Genomic DNA, 19,228 nt, shown 5'->3' on the forward strand with positions numbered 1-19,228 from the left:
ACCATCAGGCGCGACTCTCATCGTGGCGCGGGGAGTGATCCCCACAACGACGCCGGATAGATTTAGGCAAGCCAACCACAACGTCAACGATCAAGGTTGCAAAAACGGGGGTGACCATAGATTTTTTATGCGCGAACGATAGGCCTTACATCGGCCGTGGCCGCGCGGCGCGCCGTTCTTCGCTTTGTCATGTGGCCCTGCTAACGTCGCGGCAGCCTTTGCCGCGAGGAATCACCATGGAGTTCTCGAGCGCCGAAACTGAAGCGCTTTCCCCGTCCGCCACCCGCGCTGAACCCGTCAGGCGGCCAACCCACTCGCCCCAGCCCGCGACGGCGGCTCGCACCAACGCCGCGCTGATCGCATTCGCGTTCACCGCGCTCTGCTACGAACTCGTCGGATTGCCGCTCTTGCTGGACGCAACGGGCGGCCCGATGCTCGGCTTGCTGGCGACGCTCGCCCCCGTCGTGCTCGCCACGCCGATCCACTGGGGCCTCATTCACGAAGGTATCCACGGACAGCTGGCGCGCGACCGCCGCGTGAACGAATGGCTCGCCCGCGCGCTCGCGATCGGTCTGGCGATGCCGTTCGACGCCGTGCGTTTCGGACACCTGATGCATCACCGCTTCACGCGCGAGCCGTTCGACCGCCCCGATGTGCACGACACGCATGGGGCGAGCGGCCCGCGCTGGCGTCGTCGCGTGGCGTACTACGGGCGGCTGATGGGTGGTCTCTACCTCGCCGAATTGCTGCTGCCGCTTCTGGCGTTCATGCCGGGGCGGCTCGCGCGCACGATCATCGAGCGCGGGGTGGGCGCGCATGGCCGCGAAGGCGTGCAGGTGCAGCGGCTCTTCGCGAACCACGCCACCGATCCCGTGAGGCGCCGCCGTGCGCGGCGCGACTGGCTTGCGTCGCTCGCCCTCTATGCGGCTTCGTTCGCGCTCTACGGCAAGGCCTGGCCCGTGCTGCTCGCGGTGATGTATCTGCGCGGACTGTGGCTCTCGCTCGCCGACAACCTGCCGCACTACGGCGTCGCGCTCGACGAACCGGGTCGCGCGCGGGATTTTCGCGTGCCGCGTGCGCTGGGCGTGCTGCTGATGAATCACCATCTGCATCGCCAGCATCATCTGCGTCCGACGCTGCCGTGGACGGCGCTGCCCGCGCTAGCACACGCCGAAGAGGCCGCAGGCGCGTCTGCGCGAACGGGCTATCTGGCCGCTGCGTTGCGTCAGTTCAAGGGCTTGCAGCCGGGCGTCGATCCCGGCTGAGGAGGGGGCAAGCGAATGCCGCGCGTGTGCGCAAGCCGCGGCGCTTCGAGCCGCGAGGATTCCGCTTCGTCGCTTCGTCGGTTCGCGCTGCTGCGCATCGCGAGCCGCCGTGCGTAGGAAGCGTACGGCAGACGTCCGCTACATCAGCGCCGGCAGTGTCTCGACGAGTGCAACGGCCGCGAGTACGCCGATCAGCGCGCCGATCACGCGCAGCGTGTTGTGTCTGAATTCCGTTGCGCACGGCACTGCGCCAAGAAAGAGCGCGCCAGCGAGGGCCATCGGGATGATCATCACGAAATCGCCGATCGTGAAATAACCTTCCATGCTTGTCTCCTGTCGATCCGGAGTGAGTGCTTCAGCACTGACTCCGGTCCCATGCAGGGGTTGCGTATCGTATGGGCGACGAAGGCTCGCAATGGTTGTCGTTCTCGTCGCCATGCCAATGGCATGGCGCTGCGGCCCCGGGCCTGAAATCGAGTATAGGTGAGGCCGGCGAGCGCGGCGGCGCGCGTGAGCGCCGCGAGGCTTTCCGTGAATCTCCTGTCGCGCCGCAAAAGCCCGCCAGAGGCGGAGTTCCGCTGCTGTGCGATGCGCGCGGACGTGCAAATCGCCAGTCGTCTGAATATTACGGACGCCTTTCGATTGCGGTGGCGCGCGGCACACAGAGGCGCGGGTGCGAACGTTGCGTGCCGCGCGGGCTCAGGCCGCTCCGGCGCGCTCGCGCGCGCGCAAGGTGAGCGCGAATGCTAGGCCCACGACCAGCAGCACGATCACGAGGCCGGCCACGCCGCCCCAGCCTGCACCGGCCCAGAAGTGTCCGCCGATCGAACCCATCACGCTCGAACCGAGGTAATAGGCGAGCAGGTAAAGCGCAGCCGCCTGGCCCTTCGCTTCGCGCGCGAGGCGCCCAACCCAGCCGCTCGCTACTGCGTGCCCCGCGAAGAAGCCGATGGTCAGGCAGGCGATGCCCGCGGCAATCGCCGTGAGCGGCGCGAACAGCGTAAGCACGACGCCCGTGAGCATCAGCGCGAGACTGGCGATCAGCACGCGGCCGCGCCCGAACGTGTCGGCCATACGGCCCGACCACGGCGAGGCGACCACGCCCGTCAGGTAGACGAGGAAGATCGCGCCGATGGCCGCCTGGCTCATGTGATAAGGCGCCGCGATCAACCGGTAGCCGATGTAGTTGTAGAGCGTGACGAAGCTGCCCATCAGCACGAAGCCCATCACGAACAGCATGGGCAGACCCGGCCGCGCGAAATGGCGCAGCAGCGCCGCGCGATGATGCGCGAAACCGAGGCCGCTCTTCGGCGCGAAGTGGCGCGAGGGCGGCAGCAGCGAGCGGAACGCGAACATGGAGGCGAGCCCGAGCACCCCGATCACGGCCACGGCCGCACGCCAGCCGAACAGATCGGTGACGATGCCCGTGATCACGCGCCCCGCCATGCCGCCGATAGCCGTGCCGCCGACGTAGAGGCCCATCGAGAGACCGAGGCCGTCCGGGTGCATTTCCTCGGCGAGCCAGGCCATGGCCACCGCGGGCACGCCGCCGAGCGCGATGCCCAGCAGCGTGCGCAGCACGAGCAGCTCATGCCAGTGCGGCACGAAGGCGGTGGCGAGCGTGAGCAGCGACGAGGCGCACAGCGATGCGGTCATCATGCCGCGCCGGCTCCAGCCTTCGGAGACGAAGCCCGCGACGAAGATCGCAACGGCAAGCGCGGCCGTGGTGAACGAGAGCGAGAGGCTGCTCTGCGCGGGGCTCACGCCGAAGGTCTGGGAGAACGCGGGCAGGAGCGGCTGCACGCAGTAGAGAAGCGAAAAGGTGGCGTAGCCGGCGAACAGCAGCGCGAGGCTTGCGCGCCAGAATGCGGGGGTGCCGCGTTCGATGTACGGAACGGCGGAGGGCGCGGAAGTGCGCGGGGCGCCCGGTGATGCAGTCACGACAGGATCTCCAGCAATATGGCAAAGGCGCAACGATACGCCTGTTGGGCAAATGGCGTTGTCGAGCGCCGCAGGCCGGGTGCCTGGCGTGACCGCGCGGCCGTTTAGCCCGGAGCGCGCGAGGCGCCTGGCTGCGCGCTGCGAGCGGCGGCCGGCGCAGCGCCTTGCGGCCCGCTGGCGGGCTGCGCTTTGTGCGCATCGTCCGGGTGGACCAGCGCCGCGTCGCTCGGCAAGTCCGCCGCGTTCCAGCCGCCGCCGAGCGCCTTCACGAGCGCGACGCTCGCCGCCATGCGCCGGCGCGAGATCGCCACGGCCTGGCGTTCGTTGGTGAGCGCCGTGGTTTGCGCGACCACCACGTCGAGATAGGTGATCGCACCGCCCAGATAGCGATTGTTGATGGTGACGAGCGTGCGCTGCGCGGCATCCACCGCGCGGTCCTGGGCGTTCGCCTCCTGCTCCAGCACCCGCAGCGCCGCGAGGTTGTCCTCGACCTCGCCGAAGGCGTCGAGCACGGTCTGGCGATATTGCGCGACGTTCTCGTCGTACTGCGCGCGCGCTTCGTTGCGCACCGCCTCGCGCCCGCCGAAGTCGATCAGCGTGCCCGCGAGCGTCGGCCCGAGCGACCAGAAGCGCGCGGGCGCGACGAGCCACTGGCTGAAGTTGGTCGCCTCCAGGCCGCCCGTGACCGCGAGCATGAGGTTCGGGAAGAACGCCGCCGTCGCCACGCCCACCTGCGCGTTCGCGGCGGCCACACGGCGCTCTGCGGCCGCGATGTCGGGGCGCCGTTCGAGCAGCGTCGACGGCACGCCCGGCGGGCTCGCGATCGCGCGCACCGCGTAGGCTTCCTTCGGCGCGGCAGCGAGTGTGAACGTGGAAGGCGACTGTCCGGTCAGGATGGCGATGGCGTGCTCGAGCTGAGCGCGCTGCACGCCGAGATCGATCGCCTGTGCCTCGGTGGTCTGCAGCTGCGTTTGCGCCTGGCCCACGTCGGCGTCGGTGGCGATGCCGCCCGCGTAGCGGTTCTGCGTGAGTTCGAGCGATTCGCGGTAGGCCTTGATCGTGTCGTCGAGCAATTGCCGTTCGCGGTCGATGCCGCGCAGCTCGAAGTAGTCGGTCGCGAGTTCGGCCTGCATGGAGAGCAGCACGGCCTGCATATCGGCGGCGCTCGCCTGTGCGTTCGCCCTGGCGGCCTCGACGTTGCGCGCGACGCGGCCCCAGATATCGGGCTCCCATGTGGCGTCGATGCCCACGGAGTAGTCGTTGATCGTTTGACCGGCCTTCGACGTGTACAGGAGATTCTGCGAGGTGCGGTAGCGCGAGAAGTCGCCGCTCGCCGTCACGAGCGGGAAAAAGCTGGAGCGCTGCTGCGCGACGTTCGCGCGCGCCGCGCGAAAGTGCGCCTGCGCGGCCTGCACGTTCTGGTTCGCGCCTTCGACCTGGGCTTCGAGCGCGTCGAGCGTGGCGTCCTCGTAGATCGTCCACCACGCGCCACGCGAGGCGCTATCGGCGGGCTGCGCAATCGTCCAGCCCGTGCCTTCGAGTTCCTTGAACGTCGCGGCCACGGGCATGGTGGGGCGCACGTAGTCGGGGCCCACCTTGCAGCCGCCGAGCGCCGCAAGCATGGCCAACGCGCACAGTCGAATCCGCGCGTGCTTCATCATTCGCCCTGCGCCTGCGCGCTGTTGCCCGTGTTCCTGCCCGCGCCACTCGCACCGCTCGCGCCATGCGCCGCGCCGGCCTCGTGCTCGTCGTGCGGCTGCACGATGCGCACCGGCGTGCCGTCGACAATCGCGTCCTGCGGATTGACGATCACGCGCTCGTCGCCGGAGAGCCCCGCCGCTACCGCCACCCGCGTGCCGAAGTCGGTGCCGAGCGTCACATTCACGAGCTTCACGCGATCTTGCGCATCGACAGTCGCCACCTTCACGCCGTCGGGGCGGAACAGGAACGCGTTGCCGGGCAGCGTGATCGGCGTGGCCGAACCGTCGAGCGCGAAGTGGACCTGCGCGTAGGCGCCGGGCAACAGTTCGCCGCTACGGTTGTCCACATCGACTTCGACCAGCATCGTGCGCTGCTGCGCATCGACGGCACCCGCCGTGCGCGCGACGATGCCGGGAAAGTGCTTGCCCTGCTCTTCGTTGAGCGTGAGATACGCATGCTGCTGCACGCGGATCTGCTGCGCGTAAGCCTGCGGCACGTTCGCGTACACGCGCAGACGGTCGGCCTGCGCAAGATGGAACAGCTCCTTTTGCGAGGTGCCGCCGTTGCCCGCGTCGATGAGTGCGCCCACGTCCACGTTGCGCGCCGTGACGATGCCGTCGAAGGGCGCCGTCACGCGTTCGTACGACTGCAGCTGCGAGAGCCGTGAGACGTTGAAGCGCGCGGAGTCGAGCGTGGCCTTTTTCGCGAGCATGTCGCCGACTTTCTCGTCGGTGTCCTGTTTTGCCACCGAGCGCGTTTGCAGCATCTGCGTCCAGCGGTCGGCCGTGGTTTTCGCGAGCGCGTAGTTCGCTTCGGCGTTGGCGAGATCGGCGCGCGCGGCGCGCAACTGGTCGTCCACTTCGGGCGCGTCGATTTCGGCGAGCAACTGGCCCGCCTTCACGTGCGCGCCGATGTCGAAGTACCACTTGCGCAGATAGCCGCTCGTGCGCGCGTAGATCGGCGTGTCGAGAAAGGCCTGCACGTTGCCGGGCAGCACGAGGTCGAGCGCGCGCGTCGAGCGCTGCGGCGTGACGACCTGCACGGTCAGCGTGCTCGCGCTCTTTGCCTCGCGTTCGAGCGCCGCATGCGCGCTATGGCGCGACCAGATACCCTGCGCCGCGAGGCCGAGCACGATGAGCGCGGCGAGCACAAGGGGCCAGCGCCGCGATCGATGAAGCGACGGCTCTTGCGGCGAAGGCGTTTGCGAATGATTCGTCATGACAGGGTATTCATGATTTGGGCACCACGTTTTCACTGGCGCGCTGGCGGCGCTCGCCGAGCTTGCGGTAGATGAGCGAGAACACCACGGGGACGAAGATCAGCGTGGCGAGCGTGCCCACCGCGAGGCCGCCGATCACGGCGCGCCCGAGCGGTGCGTTCTGCTCGCCGCCTTCGCCCAGGCCGATGGCCATCGGCACCATGCCGATCACCATGGCGAGCGCGGTCATGAGCACGGGGCGAAAGCGCGTGTAGCCCGCTTCGATCGCGGCGCGCGCCGCATCGCCGTGCAGGCGCAACTGCTCGCGCGCGAAGCTGATGACGAGAATGGAGTTCGCCGTGGCGATGCCGATACACATGATCGCGCCCGTGAGCGCGGGAATGGACAGCGTGGTGTGCGTGAGGAACAGCATCCAGACGATGCCCGCGAGCGCGCCCGGCAGCGCCGTGATGATGATGAACGGATCGAGCCACGACTGGAAGTTCACGACGATCAGCAGATACACGAGCACGATCGCGAAGACGAGCCCGCCGAACAGTCCGGAGAACGAATCGTTCATCGTCTGCACCTGGCCGCGCAGCTTGATGCTCGACGTCTTCGGCAGCTCGCCGCGCGTCTGGTCGACGATCTTCGCGATGTCGTCGGAAACGGCGCCCAGGTCGCGCCCGTCGGCGGTGCCGTAAATGTCGATGGTGGTCTGCGCGTTGTAGTGCGTGACCACCGCGTCGCCCGAGATGCGCTGCATGCTCGCGAGCGAGCCGAGTATGTTGCTGCGCCCGTTCGCGGTGAGTGGAATGTTGGCGAGCGATTGCAGCGAATCGATCGTGTATTGCGGGGCTTCGGTGACGACGTTGTAGCTCACGCCGTTGATCGGGTTGAGCCAGAACGTGGGGGTGGTCTGCTGGCTGCCCGAGAGTGTGATGAGCAGGTCGCTCGCCACGTCCTTCTGCGTGAAGCCCGCCTGCTGCGCGCGCGTGCGGTCCACGTCGATGAAGATGCGCGGCAGGTCCGCGGGCTGCTGGATGCGCGCGTCGACGAAACCGGGCACGCCGCGCAGCCGAGCGAGCAGCTTCGCCGCGAACGCGCGGTTGCCGGCCACGTCGCGCCCGACGATCTGCACATCGATGGGCGAGGGCATGCCGAAGTTCAGCGTCTGGCTCACGATATCGGCGGGCAGGAAGGCGAATTGCACGCCCGGAAACTCGTCGTTGAGCGTGTGCCTCAGGAGGCGCACGTAGCCGGCGGTCGGGTGATGGTCCTCGTTCAGCGAGATCAGCACGTCCGCGTCGGACGTGCCGATGGTGCCCGTATTGCTGTACGAGAGGTTGATGCCCGAGACCGGCAGGCCGATGTTGTCGATGATCGAATGCAGCTCACCCGGCGGAATCAGCGTGCGCACGCGCTTGTCGATACGGTCGACGAGCACGGCGGTTTCTTCCACACGCATGCCGGTTTTCGCGCGCACGTGCAGCGCGATGGTGCCCGCATCGACCTGCGGAAAGAAGTCGCGCCCGAGGAACGGCATGAGCAGCAACGACGCGCCACAGCAGGCGAGAAACGCCACCACGAACCACACGGGATGCTTCACGCGCGCCGTGAGAAACCCGCGATAGCGCTCGCGCAGCCCCTCGAAGCCGCGCTCGAACGCGAGGTGCACGCGCATGAACGGATTGCGCGTCGCGCCATGCGTGTGATGCAGGTCGGCGGGCTTGCGATGGTGGCGCATCAGGTACTTCGCGAGCGTGGGCACGAGCGTACGCGAGAAGAAGTACGACGCCAGCATCGCAAACACGACGGCTTCCGCGAGGGGAATGAAGAGGTAATGCGCCACGCCCGTGAGCAGGAACATCGGCACGAACACGATGCAGATGGAGAGCGTGGAGACGAGCGTGGGGATCGCGATCTGATGCGCGCCGTCGAGAATCGCCTGTTCCAGCGTCTTGCCTTGCTCCAGTTGCTGGCTGATGTTCTCGATCGCGACCGTTGCGTCGTCAACCAGAATGCCGACCGCGAGTGCGAGCCCGCCCAGCGTCATGATATTGATGGTCTCGCCGAGCGCCGCGAGCACGATGACCGAGGTGATCATCGACAGCGGAATCGAGATCGCGATGATGAGCGTGGCGCGCCAGTTGCCGAGAAACAGCAGGATCATGAGCGCCGTGAGCGCGGCGGCGATGAGCGCTTCGCGCAGCACGCCCTGCACGGAGGCGCGCACGAACAGCGACTGGTCGGCGACCGGATCGATATTGAGCGACGGTGGCACGAGATTGCGCAGCGTCGGCATCATTTCCTTGATGCGATCGACGATCTCCAGCGTCGACGTGTTGCCGCTCTTGTTGATGGTGAGAAGTGAGGCGCGCTGTCCGTCCACGCGCACGATATTGGTTTGCGGCACATAGCCGTCGCGCACGTGCGCCACGTCGCGGATGTAGATCGTGCCGCTCTCCGTGGTTTTCACGGGAATGTCGTTCAGGCCCGCTAAGCTCTCGGGGCTTGCATTCATCGTCACCGAATATTCGGTTGCACCGATTTTGGCTGTGCCCGAAGGCAGGATGAGGTTTTGCGCGCTGATCGCGTTCACCACGTCCATGGGCGAGAGATTGTGCTGCTGCAGCGCGCGCTGGTTGATGTCGACCATGATCTGCCGCTGCTTGCCGCCATAGGGCAGCGGCGCGGAGGCGCCCGGCACGGTCGCCAGCTGCGTCTTCAGGAAGTTGTTACCGTAGTCGAACAGTTCCTGCTCGGTCAGCTGCGGCGAAGACAGCGACAGGCGCAGGATCGGCACCGTCGAGGCGTTGTAGCGCAGGATGAACGGCGGCTGGATGCCGGGCGGCAGCGAGCGCAACTGCGCCTGTGACAGCGCCGTGACTTCGGCGAGCGCTTCTTGGATATTGGCATGCGGCTGGAAGAAGATCTTCACGACCGCAATGCCATTCAGCGACGTCGATTCGGTGTGCTCGATATCGTTCACCGCCACGGAAAGGCCGCGCTCGTAGTTGAGCACGATGCGCTTTTCCATCTCGTCGGCGGGCAGACCCGTGTAGGTCCAGATCACCGAGAGCACCGGAATGTCGATGTTCGGGAAGATGTCCGTGGGCGTGCGCAGGATCGTCAGCGGCCCGACAATCAAAAGCAGCAACGCGAGCACGACGAACGTGTACGGGCGCTTGAGCGCGAGTCGAACGATCCACATGGAACGGCGGGTTCCTTCGCTGGTGGCGGAGTCTGGCTCGCGCGGCTGGTCTGGCCGCGGTGGCGAGCGTTCAGGTTATCGGTATCGTGGCCGGCTGTTGTGGCGCGCGTGCGGTCTTTGCCTGTGCTGCGCCGGGCCTTTGTGGTGCACGGTTGGGACAGGACTATAGCGCCACTCACCTTGCATCAGCGTACTTTTTCAGGGACTGCCCTAGCAAGGTCGCGAAGAATGGGGTTTACCATCTGTTACAGTCAGGTTTTCGTAAGATGCGGGAGCGAAGCGGCGCGGGGCTGTGGCGGCACGAGGCGCCAAATGCATGCCGCCGTTGATACACCCCCCTATTTTTTCGCTTTGCTCGCGCGCTCAAACAGGCAACAATGGGGTTGCCAAGGGTCCGGCCGTGCTTAAGCGCGCGGCGAGAGCGGGTCGCCCGAGGCGGGTTTGGATGCGCGCGCAACTGATCGTGCGCATCGGTTTTTTTGTCAGCATGCCGACCGGACTTCCTTCGAGGGAGCCGGCGAAGGTAGCGAGGTAACGGGGAAACATCATGCAAATCGGTTCTATTGTCCGTTCCGTTCATATCGCGGTGCCACAGGGTGCGCGCGGCATCGTGATGCGCATTCTCGGCGACATGGCGATGGTGACGTGGTATGCCGGGGAGCCCGGCACGTCGGCGCAGCTCAATACCGAGCCCTTTTTTCTCGAAGATCTGATCGATACGGGCGAGCACGTCATGCCCGCCGGCGCGCAGATCCACTGAGTCTGGGCCGTGTGACACGTTGACGAGGCGCCCTGCGTCTCGTCGCAGGGTTGTGCGCCGCGTTTGTGTTCATCATGTCTGCCGTGCGCAGCGATTGCTCGCCGGCACTGCCCGCAAGAGGCACAATTGCGGGTATGAATTACGATCCTTCTCCTGTCCCGGGCGGCCCCTCCGGTCCCGGCGACCAGCAAGCCGCGCCGTACGCGCGCCTCACGCCCGAATGCGTGCTCGACGCCGTCGATGGCGTGCTGATCCCGGCCGAGCGCCGCACGGATGGCCGCATGCTCGCGCTCAACAGCTACGAGAATCGCGTGTACCAGGTGGGCGTGGAAGACGGGCCGCCGCTCATCGCCAAGTTCTATCGCCCTGAGCGCTGGAGCGACGAGGCGATACTCGAGGAGCACGCATTCGTCGCCGAACTCGCCGCGCGCGAGATTCCGGCCGTGCCTGCGCTCGCCTTCGATGGGCGCACGCTGCACGAGTTCGACGGGTATCGCTTCTCGCTGTTCGAGCGGCGCGGCGGCCGCGCGCCGGATCTCGACCGCAGCGACACGCTCGAATGGCTCGGCCGTTTCATCGGGCGCATTCATGCCGTGGGCGCAACGAGGCCGTACGAGGCACGCCCCACGCTCGACATTCAGTCCTACGGCTACGAGCCGCGCACGTATCTGCTCGAACACGGCTTCGTGCCCGAGGACGTGCGCGAAGCATGGCAGGCCGCGGTGACGCTCGCGCTCGAAGGCGTGGAGGCGGCCTTCGAGCGCGCGGGCGACGTGCGGTCGTTGCGCCTGCACGGCGACTGCCATCCGAGCAATGTGCTCTGGACCGACGCCGGCCCGCATTTCGTGGACTTCGACGACAGCCGCATGGGTCCCGCTATCCAGGATTTGTGGCTGCTTTTGCCCGGCGATCGCGCGGGCGCTTCGCGTGCAATGGCCGATTTGCTCGCGGGTTACGAGGACTTCTGCGAATTCGAGCCGCGCGAGCTGCATCTCGTCGAAGCGCTGCGCACGCTGCGCCTCATCCACTACTCGGCCTGGCTCGCGCGCCGCTGGCACGATCCCGCGTTTCCGGCCGCCTTCCCGTGGTTCAACACGCAGCGCTACTGGGAAGAGCGCATTCTCGAACTGCGCGAGCAGATCGGCGCGATGCAGGAAGGACCGCTCTGGCCCGTGTGAACGTCGTGCGCCGGCTCACTGCGCGCTCGCCGGACTATCCGGCGCGCCGCCCTGGGCCGACGGCTTGACGATCAACTGCGCGCGAAGGTCGCGCGCCATCGTCTCGAACGCGGGGCGCATCTGCGCGAAATCGTCGGCGCTGCATACGTCGCTCGCGAAATGCGTTTGACCCGTACGCGTGACGCGCAGCACATTCGCCTGCGGGTCGAGCGCGTAGTGCGAACTGAAATCGATGAAACGGTTGTCGGCGTGCTGCGGCATGGGGACGTCGAGTACGCGCATGCCCGGCGGCAGCACGATGCGCGTGCGCTCGGTCACCACCACGTTGCGGCACATGAAGGGCTGCGTGCGCCGCGATTCGCCGAGCCAGTAGCGCAGATTCGCGTCGAGCCCGCCCACGAAGCTCGTGAGCGTGGGCACGGGCGTGGTCATTTCCGGGTCGACGAAACCGTCGAAGGTGCCCGTGAGCGTGAGCACGAGCGGACCCGCCGTGGCGTCGAGCGGGCTGGAGGCGAGCGTGGCGTTGCCGCGCAGGTTGGCGTTGCGCAGCTCCCATTGCAGCGACTCCTCGCGCTGCGCGGGCGTTTGCAGGCGCAGCACGCTGCGCGTCTGTTCGGCGGACCAGCCCTCCGACTGCAAGCGATAGATGAAGCGCGCCGAGCCGTCGGGCGCGACCGTGATGTCGAGATCGCTCTCGCGCGTGGTCGTGGCCGTGGCGGGCGTGCGGACCTGCGTGCCGTCGCCGGCGAGCACGGCCTCGCGGTCCATGTCCGTCGACGGCAAATAGCCGAACTCGATGTTGCTCGCCGTGGAGTCCGCGAACATCTGCAGATCGGGCAGCCAGGTGATGACGTGATTGATCACGCCGAAGCCCGGCACGCTCGGCAGCGTGTAGACCGTGCCGCTGTTCACGAGCGCCGGCGTGCTGCGGATGCCAACGGCCCCGAGCAGCGCGCCGTAGAGTGCGACGTGGTCCTTGCAATCGCCGTAGCGGTTCGCGAGCACGTCGGTTACGTGGTGCGGCACGATCTCGCCGCGCCCGATATTCATCGCCACGTAGCGGATGTTGCGGCGCACCCAGTCATAGAGCGTTTGCGCTTTGGCGCGCGGCGTATCGTCGTGCGCCGTGAGCGTCTGCGCAAGGCGCACGATGGCCGGGTCGCGCACGGTCGGATCCGCCGCCGCCTCGCGATAGACCGTCGCGAAGGCCGCGTAATCGGGAAAGGTGGACACCATCAGCCGGTCGCCGTAGCTCACGTAGGCGACCGAGCCATATTCGAGGCGCTCGAAGTTCGACTTGTCGTAGCGGTACTCGTAGCGCGTGCGGCCGTTCACGGTGGCGGGCGGCAGCACGGTGAAGCCGCGCGCGTCGGCGTAGAGCGGCACTTTCGCGGGCAGGTCGTAGATCACGCGAAAGCGGTGCGTGGGCGCGAGGTCGGGCGGCGTGAAGTCGCTGAACCAGCCCGGCACGAGCGGCACGCGCTGGATCTTGCGCCACGTGAGATGCACACGCGCGCCCGGCTCCACGGCGGGGAACACGATCACCTTGTCCTGCACGTCCTGGAACATCGGGGCGTCGAACGAGCGCACTTCCTGCACGTCGCGGATCTGCTCGGGGCGCACGTCGTGACGCCCGCCCTGGGCGTCCTCGGTCCACGCTTCGAGCACCTCCACGTGGGCCATCTCGCGGTTGAACCACACGTAATACTGGCCCGCGCGCGCGATGCCGGCCTCCGTGTTCACGCGCAGCGTGAGCGAGTCGAGCTTGGTGTACGAGCCGTCCGCGTTGACGGTGAAGGTCTGCGTTTCCGCTTCGTTGGTGTAGGGCGCCTGCGCGGCGCTGCCTGCCGGATTCAGCGTGCCCGCTTCGAGGGGCACCGGCGTGAGCTGCGCCACGCCCGGGCGCAGGTCGGCGGCGAAGGTTCCCGTGACGGGGCCGAGCACGGCTAGGCAAAGAGCGAGAGCGAGGCGCATGGGGGGCTCGGCAGGTGGCGGGTCGCAGATAGGCGCTACTTCTGCCACTTAAAAGTCATGCAACCCGCTTGTCAAGCGGATGGCCCGCACACCGCCCGCAGGGGGCCCTGAATCGAGTGTTGAGTCTAAATGCTGGGCCGCGCAACGACATGCCCGCCTGCAACGTTCTCCGCGGCGTCATAGGTCCCCCCACCGATTTGCTGCGCACGCAACAATCGAGGAAACACGGCGGCGCGCGGGCCGTTGTAGGGCATATGTATGTTTACCTCATATTGCCAAGGAGGCGGTTGGGGACTAAGGTTCGTGCAGCCGTCAAGCGGCAATTAAGTGTTCTATGCGTTTGCGCATGTAAAGAGCACGAAAGACCACGCCTACCAACAGCCATTTTGGATGGGACCAGAGCGAGCGCTTACCCCGCGCTCTCAACCTCTGGTCGATTCGGGAGATCCCATGAGCAGCGTTGCAGATTCGACGCGCGGTGCGCAAAGCGCACCTTTCTTTTCCAAAGAGGCGACCATCGCCCCGCCGGGCTTTTCGCGCTGGATGGTGCCGCCCGCGGCGCTGGCCGTGCATCTGTGTATCGGCCAGGCCTACGCGTTTTCCGTGTTCAACGCGCCGCTCACGAAGGTGATCGGCATTACGCAGTCCGCGGCCGATGACTGGTCGCTCACCACGCTGGGCTGGATTTTCTCGCTGGCCATCGTGTTTCTTGGCCTTTCCGCCGCGTTCGGCGGCAAGTGGCTCGAACGCGTGGGCCCGCGCCGCACGATGTTTACCGCGGCGTGCTGCTTTGGCGGCGGTTTCCTCGTTTCCGCGCTCGGCGTGTATCTGCATCAGATCGCGCTGCTCTATCTCGGCTACGGCGTGATCGGCGGCATCGGCCTCGGGCTCGGCTATGTCTCTCCGGTTTCGACGCTGATCCGCTGGTTCCCCGACCGCCGCGGCATGGCAACGGGCCTCGCGATCATGGGCTTCGGCGGCGGCGCGATGATCGCCGCACCGCTCTCCGTCATGCTGATGAAGCATTTCGCGAGCGACACGAGCGTGGGCGTCGCCCAGACCTTCGTGGTGCTCGGCGTGGCCTACTTCATCTCGATGACGATCGGCGCCATCACCATCCGCGTGCCCGCGCCGGACTGGAAGCCGGCGGGCTGGACCCCGCCCGTCGTGGCGAAGAAACTCGTGTCGAACCAGCACGTGCATATCGACCAGGCGCTCAAGACGCCGCAGTTCTATCTGATCTGGCTCGTGCTGTTCCTCAACGTGACGGCCGGCATCGGCATTCTGGGTCAGGCCTCGGTCATGATCCAGGAAAGCTTCAAGGACACCGTGAGCGCCGGCGCGGCGGCGGGCTTCGTCGGCCTGCTCTCGCTCTTCAACATGGGCGGGCGCTTCGTGTGGGCGTCGGCCTCCGACTGGGTGGGCCGCAAGAACACCTACTTCATCTTCTTCGTGTTCGGTGCGGTGCTCTATTACGCGGTGCCGCAGTTCGCGCAGAGCGGCAACATCGTGTTCTTCGTGCTCGCGTTCTGCCTGATTCTCTCGATGTACGGCGGCGGCTTTTCGACCGTGCCCGCGTATCTCGCGGATATGTTCGGCACGGCGTTCGTCGGCGGCATTCACGGCCGTCTGCTCACCGCGTGGGCCGCGGCAGGCGTGGCGGGCCCGGTGCTCGTGAACTACGTGCGTGCGTATCAGGTCGCACACGGCGTGGCGAAGGCCGATGCGTACACGATGACCGTGCACATCATGGCCTCGCTGCTCGTGGTCGGCTTCATCTGCAACCTGCTCGTGCGCCGCGTGGACGCGAAGCATCACATGAGCGAGACGCAACTCGCCGCCGGTAAATAAGGAGGAACGCGCAATGTCTACCCAAGCTGCCCCGAAATCGTCGAACAAGACGCTGATGGCGATCTTCTGGCTCTACGTGCTGGTGCCGCTCGTGTGGGGCGTGACCAACACGCTCACGCAGGCGATGAAGCTGTTCGGCTGATGCCGTGACGCTCAGGTGAAGCGAGGCGGCGCAAGCCGCCCGCCAGAAACACCCTATTGCGGGCCGCCGACGAAAGTCGCGGCCCGCAGTTTTTTGGGGGGCATAGTAGTGACACGAGCGCGAGACAGACGACGACGGGCGCTCACCTCACGCGTGAAGGCGGCCGCGCAGCGGCCTCACACGTCGCACGTCGATCCCGCGCCTGCCGCGTGTTCGCGCGCGGCCTTTGCGCCTTCCACCTGGAGAATGGTCGGCAGCGAGACGCCATTCTTCGCCGCCGTGACCTCCGCGAGGATCGACACCGCGATTTCCGGCGGCGTGCGGCTGCCGATGTAAATGCCCACCGGCCCATGCAGCCGCGCGAGTTCCGCCTCGCTCAGGTCGAACTCCTTGAGTCGCTCGCGCCGCGCCGCGTTGTTGCGCCGCGAGCCCAGCGCGCCGACGTAGAACGCGGGCGTCTTGAGCGCCTCCATCAGTGCGAGGTCGTCGAGCTTGGGGTCGTGCGTGAGCGCGATCACGGCGCAGCGTTCGTCGAGCTTCATGTCGAGCACCGTGTCGTCGGGCATCGTGCGCACGAGCGCCGTGCCGGGCACGTCCCAGGTGTCGGTGTATTCCTCGCGCGGGTCGCACACCGTCACCTGGTAATCGAGCCCCACCGCGATCTGGCAGAGATAGCGCGAGAGCTGCCCCGCGCCGATCACCAGCATGCGGTAGCGCGGCCCGTGGATCGTGAGCAGGCGCACGTCGTCGAAGTCCACGCCATCGGTCGCTTTCGCGGGGCCGAGCGTGGCGCGGCCGGTCGCCATGTCGAGTGTGCGCGCAACGAGTTCGCCGCGCTCGACGGTTTCGAGCAGTTCGCGAATGCCCGAGGCATCGGAGAGCGGTTCGAGCACGAGCTGGATCGTGCCGCCGCACGGCAGTCCGAAACGATGCGCCTCTTCCGCCGTGATGCCGTATTTGACGGCTTCGGGCTTCACGATCGTCACGCCTTCGCGGCGCACGCGGTCGATCAGATCGTCCTCGATGCAGCCGCCCGACACGGAGCCGACCACGAGGCCGTCGCCGCGCACCACGAGCATCGCGCCCTCGGGACGCGGCGACGAGCCCCACGTTTTCACCACTGTCACCAGCAGCGCGCGGTGCCCTGCGTCGAGCCAGCGCACGCTGGATTTCAGGACTTCGAGATCCACGCTGTCCATGATCGTTTCCTCTTCGGTGTTTCCTCTGCGCCTTCGCCTTGCGGCTGGCCTTCTGCGTCGCTCGCGGCGGGTTCCGCCGTCTCGTCGGTATTTTCCTGCGCGCCGCCGCCCAGCTGTTCCCCGAAACGCTTGAAAAACTCGCCGGCGATCTTGCGCGCCGCGCCATCCACGAGCCGCGAGCCGATCTGCGCGAGCTTGCCGCCCACCTGGGCGTTCGCGGTGTAGGTGAGCGTGGTCGATTCGTCGCCGGCGGATTCGAGCTTCACGTGCGCGTCGCCCTTGCCGAAGCCTGCGGCGCCGCCCTGGCCCTCGAAGACGATCGTGTAGCTGTTCGGCGCGTCGATATCGGCGAGCTGCATGCGGCCTTTGAAGCGCGCCTTCACCGGGCCCACCGCGGCGGTCAGCGCGACGGCGTAGGCGTTCTCACCGTCGGCTTCGATGCTTTCGCAGCCCGGTATGCACGCCTTGAGGATCGCCGTGTCGTTGAGCGCTTCCCAGGCGCGCTGTTGCGGCACGGGCAGCGTGTGGCTTTCAGTCAGCTCCATCGTGTGTCTCCTTGTGCCGGGCGCGCCGCCAGAGTATGCAATGCGCGTGCCGGTTTTGGCAGATGAGTCGCCAGATGCGTTGCTGCACGAGGCGCGGGCCCGATCGGCGCGGCTTCGCACAGGCTGCGCGCAAACGCTTCGAGGCTGTCGAGATTGTGGACGGGGTAATGCGCGTCGACGTGGGGCAGCATCGCCTGCACGCCGCGCGCCTTGGGCGCGAAATCGCGGTAACGCAAGAGCGGATTGAGCCAGATCACGCGATGCGCGAAGCGGTGCAGGCGCGCCATCTCTTCGCTGAGCAGACCGCATTCATCGTGATCGAGCCCGTCGGTGACGATCAGCACTGTCGCGCGCCCTCCGAGCATGCGGCGCGCCCAGCGGCGGTTGAATTCCGCAAGCGTGGCGCCGATGCGCGTGCCGCCGGACCAGTCCGCGACCTGGGTGGCGAGCTGGGCGAGCGCGACGTCGGGGTCGCGTTCGCGCAGCGCGCGCGTGGCGTGGGTCAGGCGCGTGCCGAACAGGAACACCTGCAGGCGTTCGCGCGATTGCAGCAACGCATGGCAGAAGTAGAGCACCGCGCGCGAGTAGCTGCTCATCGAGCCGGAAATGTCGAGCAGCAGCACGAGCGGCAGCTTGCGTTCCACCGGCGCGCGATATTTCCACACGGTCCAGTCGCCGCCCGCGCGTACCGCATGGCGCGCGCTCGCGCGCAGGTCGGCGTGGGTGCCGCGCGACGATGCCTTCAGGCGCCGCGTGCGAACGGTGGCGAGCGGCAGGCGGCGCGCGCGGATCAGGTGGCGCAGCGTGCGCCATTCGTCGGCGGTGAGCGTATCGAAGTCGCGCTGGCGCAAGCGCTCTTCGGCGCTGAACGTGGCGTGTGCGCGCAACTCGTGTTCTTCGTGCGAGGGCGGTGGCTTCGCGCCCGGGCGATGGGCAGGGCGCGCCGCGAGCGCGTCGGCGAGGCGGTTGTTGCGGCGCGGCGGCGGCACGCCGCCTTGCACCTTCGGCAGCAGCAGCGCGCGCAGCTTGCCTTCGAAATCCGGATCGCGCCAGAACAGCGCGAACGCCGCGTCGAAGATCTCGCGCTCGTCGGGCGCGCTCGTGAGGAGCGCGGCGAGCGCTGCGTGCACGTCGTCGCGGCGGCCGAGGTCGATGTGGCGCAGCGCGTCGATCGCGTCGACGGCGCGCGAAGGCGACATCGGCAGGCCCGCGCCGCGCAGCACGCGCACGAAATGCACGACGTTGCGCGCGAACACGGGCGCGAGCGTGGGCATGGCGGCGGGCGATGTGGCGCCGGGCATCGTCCTCACTCCGCGAGCGCGAGCGTTTGCGCGATGCGTTGCGCGTCGAGCTGCGCGAGGTCGTCCTGGTACTTCAGCAGCACGCCCAGCGTATCCTGCACCGACTGCGGATCGAGTTCCGTCACGGCGAGCGCGCTAAGCGCGCGGCACCAGTCGATCGTTTCCGCAATGCCGGGCGCCTTGAAGAGATCCATCGTGCGCAACTGGTGCACGAACGCCACGGCGCGTTGCTGCAAATCCGCGGCGGTTTCAGGCGCGCGCGCGGCCACGATCGCGAGTTCGCGTGCACGGTCCGGGTAGCCGAGCCATTGATAAAGGCAGCGCCGCTTGAGCGCATCGTGCACTTCGCGCGTGCGGTTCGACGTGATCACGACGAGCGGCGGCGTGCTCGCGCGCACGGTGCCGTATTCGGGAATCGATACCTGGAAGTCCGAAAGGAGCTCGAGCAGGAAGGCTTCGAACGGCTCGTCCGCGCGGTCGATTTCGTCGATCAGCAGCACGCGGCGCGCGCCCGGGTTTTGCGGGTCGGGCTGCAGCGCCTGCAGCAGCGGGCGCTTGAGCAGAAATTCGTCGCGATAGAGCGTGTCGTTGCGGGGCTTTTCGCCGGCGGCTTCGGCCAGTCGCAGCGCCATGATCTGGCGCGGATAGTCCCACTCGTAAAGCGCGCTCGCCGTGTCGAGCCCTTCGTAGCATTGCAGGCGCAAGACCGTCGTGCCGAGCATCGCCGCCGCGGCCTTCGCGAGTTCGGTCTTGCCCACACCTGGCTCGCCTTCGAGAAACAGCGGGCGTTCCATGCGCAGCGCAAGAAAGAGCGCCGTGGCGAGTTCGCGGCTCGCGAAATAGCCGCGCGCTTCGAGTTGTGCGAGGGTGTCGTCGATCGAGGCGGATTGCATGCGGGAATCTGGCAACGCGAATCAAAGGCGGCGAGCGCTCCCATGTTCACCTGGAAGCGCTCGCCC

15 protein-coding genes are annotated in these 19,228 nt (G+C 67.2%); 5 read left to right on the plus strand and 10 right to left on the minus strand.

The annotated features are described in order from the left end of the window. Positions 1-236: 236 nt before the first annotated feature. Positions 237-1,265, plus strand: a complete 1,029-nt coding sequence (locus tag AB4Y43_RS24355) for a fatty acid desaturase (RefSeq protein WP_368728956.1) — start codon at positions 237-239, stop codon at positions 1,263-1,265. A 138-nt stretch (positions 1,266-1,403) separates the two neighbouring features. Here the strand turns inward: AB4Y43_RS24355 and AB4Y43_RS24360 are convergent, their stop codons facing one another. The 5 genes from AB4Y43_RS24360 to AB4Y43_RS24380 all read right to left on the minus strand — a co-directional run bounded on the left by AB4Y43_RS24360 (position 1,404) and on the right by AB4Y43_RS24380 (position 9,319). Continuing rightward, positions 1,404-1,589, minus strand: coding sequence for a hypothetical protein (locus AB4Y43_RS24360; protein WP_028203177.1), 186 nt, complete (start codon positions 1,587-1,589; stop codon positions 1,404-1,406). A gap of 375 nt (positions 1,590-1,964) precedes the next feature. Beyond that, positions 1,965-3,206, minus strand: coding sequence for an MFS transporter (locus tag AB4Y43_RS24365; protein WP_368728957.1), 1,242 nt, complete (start codon positions 3,204-3,206; stop codon positions 1,965-1,967). A gap of 104 nt (positions 3,207-3,310) precedes the next feature. Then, the gene (locus tag AB4Y43_RS24370; protein WP_368728958.1) at positions 3,311-4,867 is read right to left on the minus strand and encodes an efflux transporter outer membrane subunit; all 1,557 of its coding nucleotides are present in this window, start codon (positions 4,865-4,867) and stop codon (positions 3,311-3,313) included. Further along, complete coding sequence (locus tag AB4Y43_RS24375; protein WP_368728959.1) at positions 4,864-6,126, minus strand: efflux RND transporter periplasmic adaptor subunit; 1,263 nt, start codon at positions 6,124-6,126, stop codon at positions 4,864-4,866. Before AB4Y43_RS24375 ends, AB4Y43_RS24370 begins: the two co-directional genes overlap by 4 nt. 10 nt (positions 6,127-6,136) lie before the next feature. Beyond that, positions 6,137-9,319, minus strand: coding sequence for an efflux RND transporter permease subunit (locus AB4Y43_RS24380; RefSeq protein ID WP_342949621.1), 3,183 nt, complete (start codon positions 9,317-9,319; stop codon positions 6,137-6,139). A gap of 547 nt (positions 9,320-9,866) precedes the next feature. Between AB4Y43_RS24380 and AB4Y43_RS24385 the strand changes: the two genes are divergently transcribed. Continuing rightward, positions 9,867-10,079, plus strand: a complete 213-nt coding sequence (locus tag AB4Y43_RS24385) for a hypothetical protein (RefSeq protein WP_069265225.1) — start codon at positions 9,867-9,869, stop codon at positions 10,077-10,079. 134 nt (positions 10,080-10,213) lie between these two features. Continuing rightward, the gene (locus tag AB4Y43_RS24390) at positions 10,214-11,257 is read left to right on the plus strand and encodes a serine/threonine protein kinase (RefSeq protein WP_368682687.1); all 1,044 of its coding nucleotides are present in this window, start codon (positions 10,214-10,216) and stop codon (positions 11,255-11,257) included. A 15-nt stretch (positions 11,258-11,272) separates the two neighbouring features. Here the strand turns inward: AB4Y43_RS24390 and AB4Y43_RS24395 are convergent, their stop codons facing one another. Next, positions 11,273-13,231, minus strand: a complete 1,959-nt coding sequence (locus AB4Y43_RS24395; protein WP_368618023.1) for a DUF3857 domain-containing transglutaminase family protein — start codon at positions 13,229-13,231, stop codon at positions 11,273-11,275. Positions 13,232-13,681: 450 nt separating this feature from the next. On the opposite strand from AB4Y43_RS24395, the gene AB4Y43_RS24400 reads away from it, so the two are divergent. Both AB4Y43_RS24400 and AB4Y43_RS24405 read left to right on the plus strand, forming a co-directional pair. Next, complete coding sequence (locus AB4Y43_RS24400; protein ID WP_069265223.1) at positions 13,682-15,082, plus strand: OFA family MFS transporter; 1,401 nt, start codon at positions 13,682-13,684, stop codon at positions 15,080-15,082. A gap of 13 nt (positions 15,083-15,095) precedes the next feature. Beyond that, positions 15,096-15,224 carry an oxalate:formate antiporter gene (locus tag AB4Y43_RS24405; RefSeq protein WP_069265222.1) on the plus strand — a complete coding sequence of 43 codons (129 nt, stop codon included), beginning with the start codon at positions 15,096-15,098 and terminating at the stop codon, positions 15,222-15,224. A gap of 176 nt (positions 15,225-15,400) precedes the next feature. Here the strand turns inward: AB4Y43_RS24405 and AB4Y43_RS24410 are convergent, their stop codons facing one another. Genes AB4Y43_RS24410 through AB4Y43_RS24425 form a run of 4 tightly spaced genes read right to left on the minus strand, consistent with a single transcriptional unit; the run spans position 15,401 to position 19,162 of the window. Beyond that, positions 15,401-16,423 carry an XdhC family protein gene (locus AB4Y43_RS24410; protein WP_368728960.1) on the minus strand — a complete coding sequence of 341 codons (1,023 nt, stop codon included), beginning with the start codon at positions 16,421-16,423 and terminating at the stop codon, positions 15,401-15,403. Then, positions 16,396-16,968 (minus strand): carbon monoxide dehydrogenase subunit G, encoded by a 573-nt coding sequence (locus AB4Y43_RS24415; RefSeq protein ID WP_342949619.1) that lies wholly within the window; start codon positions 16,966-16,968, stop codon positions 16,396-16,398. Before AB4Y43_RS24415 ends, AB4Y43_RS24410 begins: the two co-directional genes overlap by 28 nt. Beyond that, on the minus strand, positions 16,959-18,269 hold the full coding sequence (locus tag AB4Y43_RS24420) for a VWA domain-containing protein (protein WP_368728961.1): 1,311 nt from the start codon (positions 18,267-18,269) through the stop codon (positions 16,959-16,961). The genes AB4Y43_RS24415 and AB4Y43_RS24420 overlap by 10 nt, the downstream gene beginning before the upstream one ends. A 5-nt stretch (positions 18,270-18,274) precedes the next feature. Continuing rightward, entirely contained in the window at positions 18,275-19,162 is an 888-nt protein-coding gene (locus tag AB4Y43_RS24425) for an AAA family ATPase (RefSeq protein ID WP_368618024.1), read from the minus strand. Positions 19,163-19,228 lie beyond the last annotated feature (66 nt).

It is taken from the genome of Paraburkholderia sp. BR10872, assembly GCF_040965835.1.
GTDB lineage: Bacteria > Pseudomonadota > Gammaproteobacteria > Burkholderiales > Burkholderiaceae > Paraburkholderia > Paraburkholderia nodosa_A.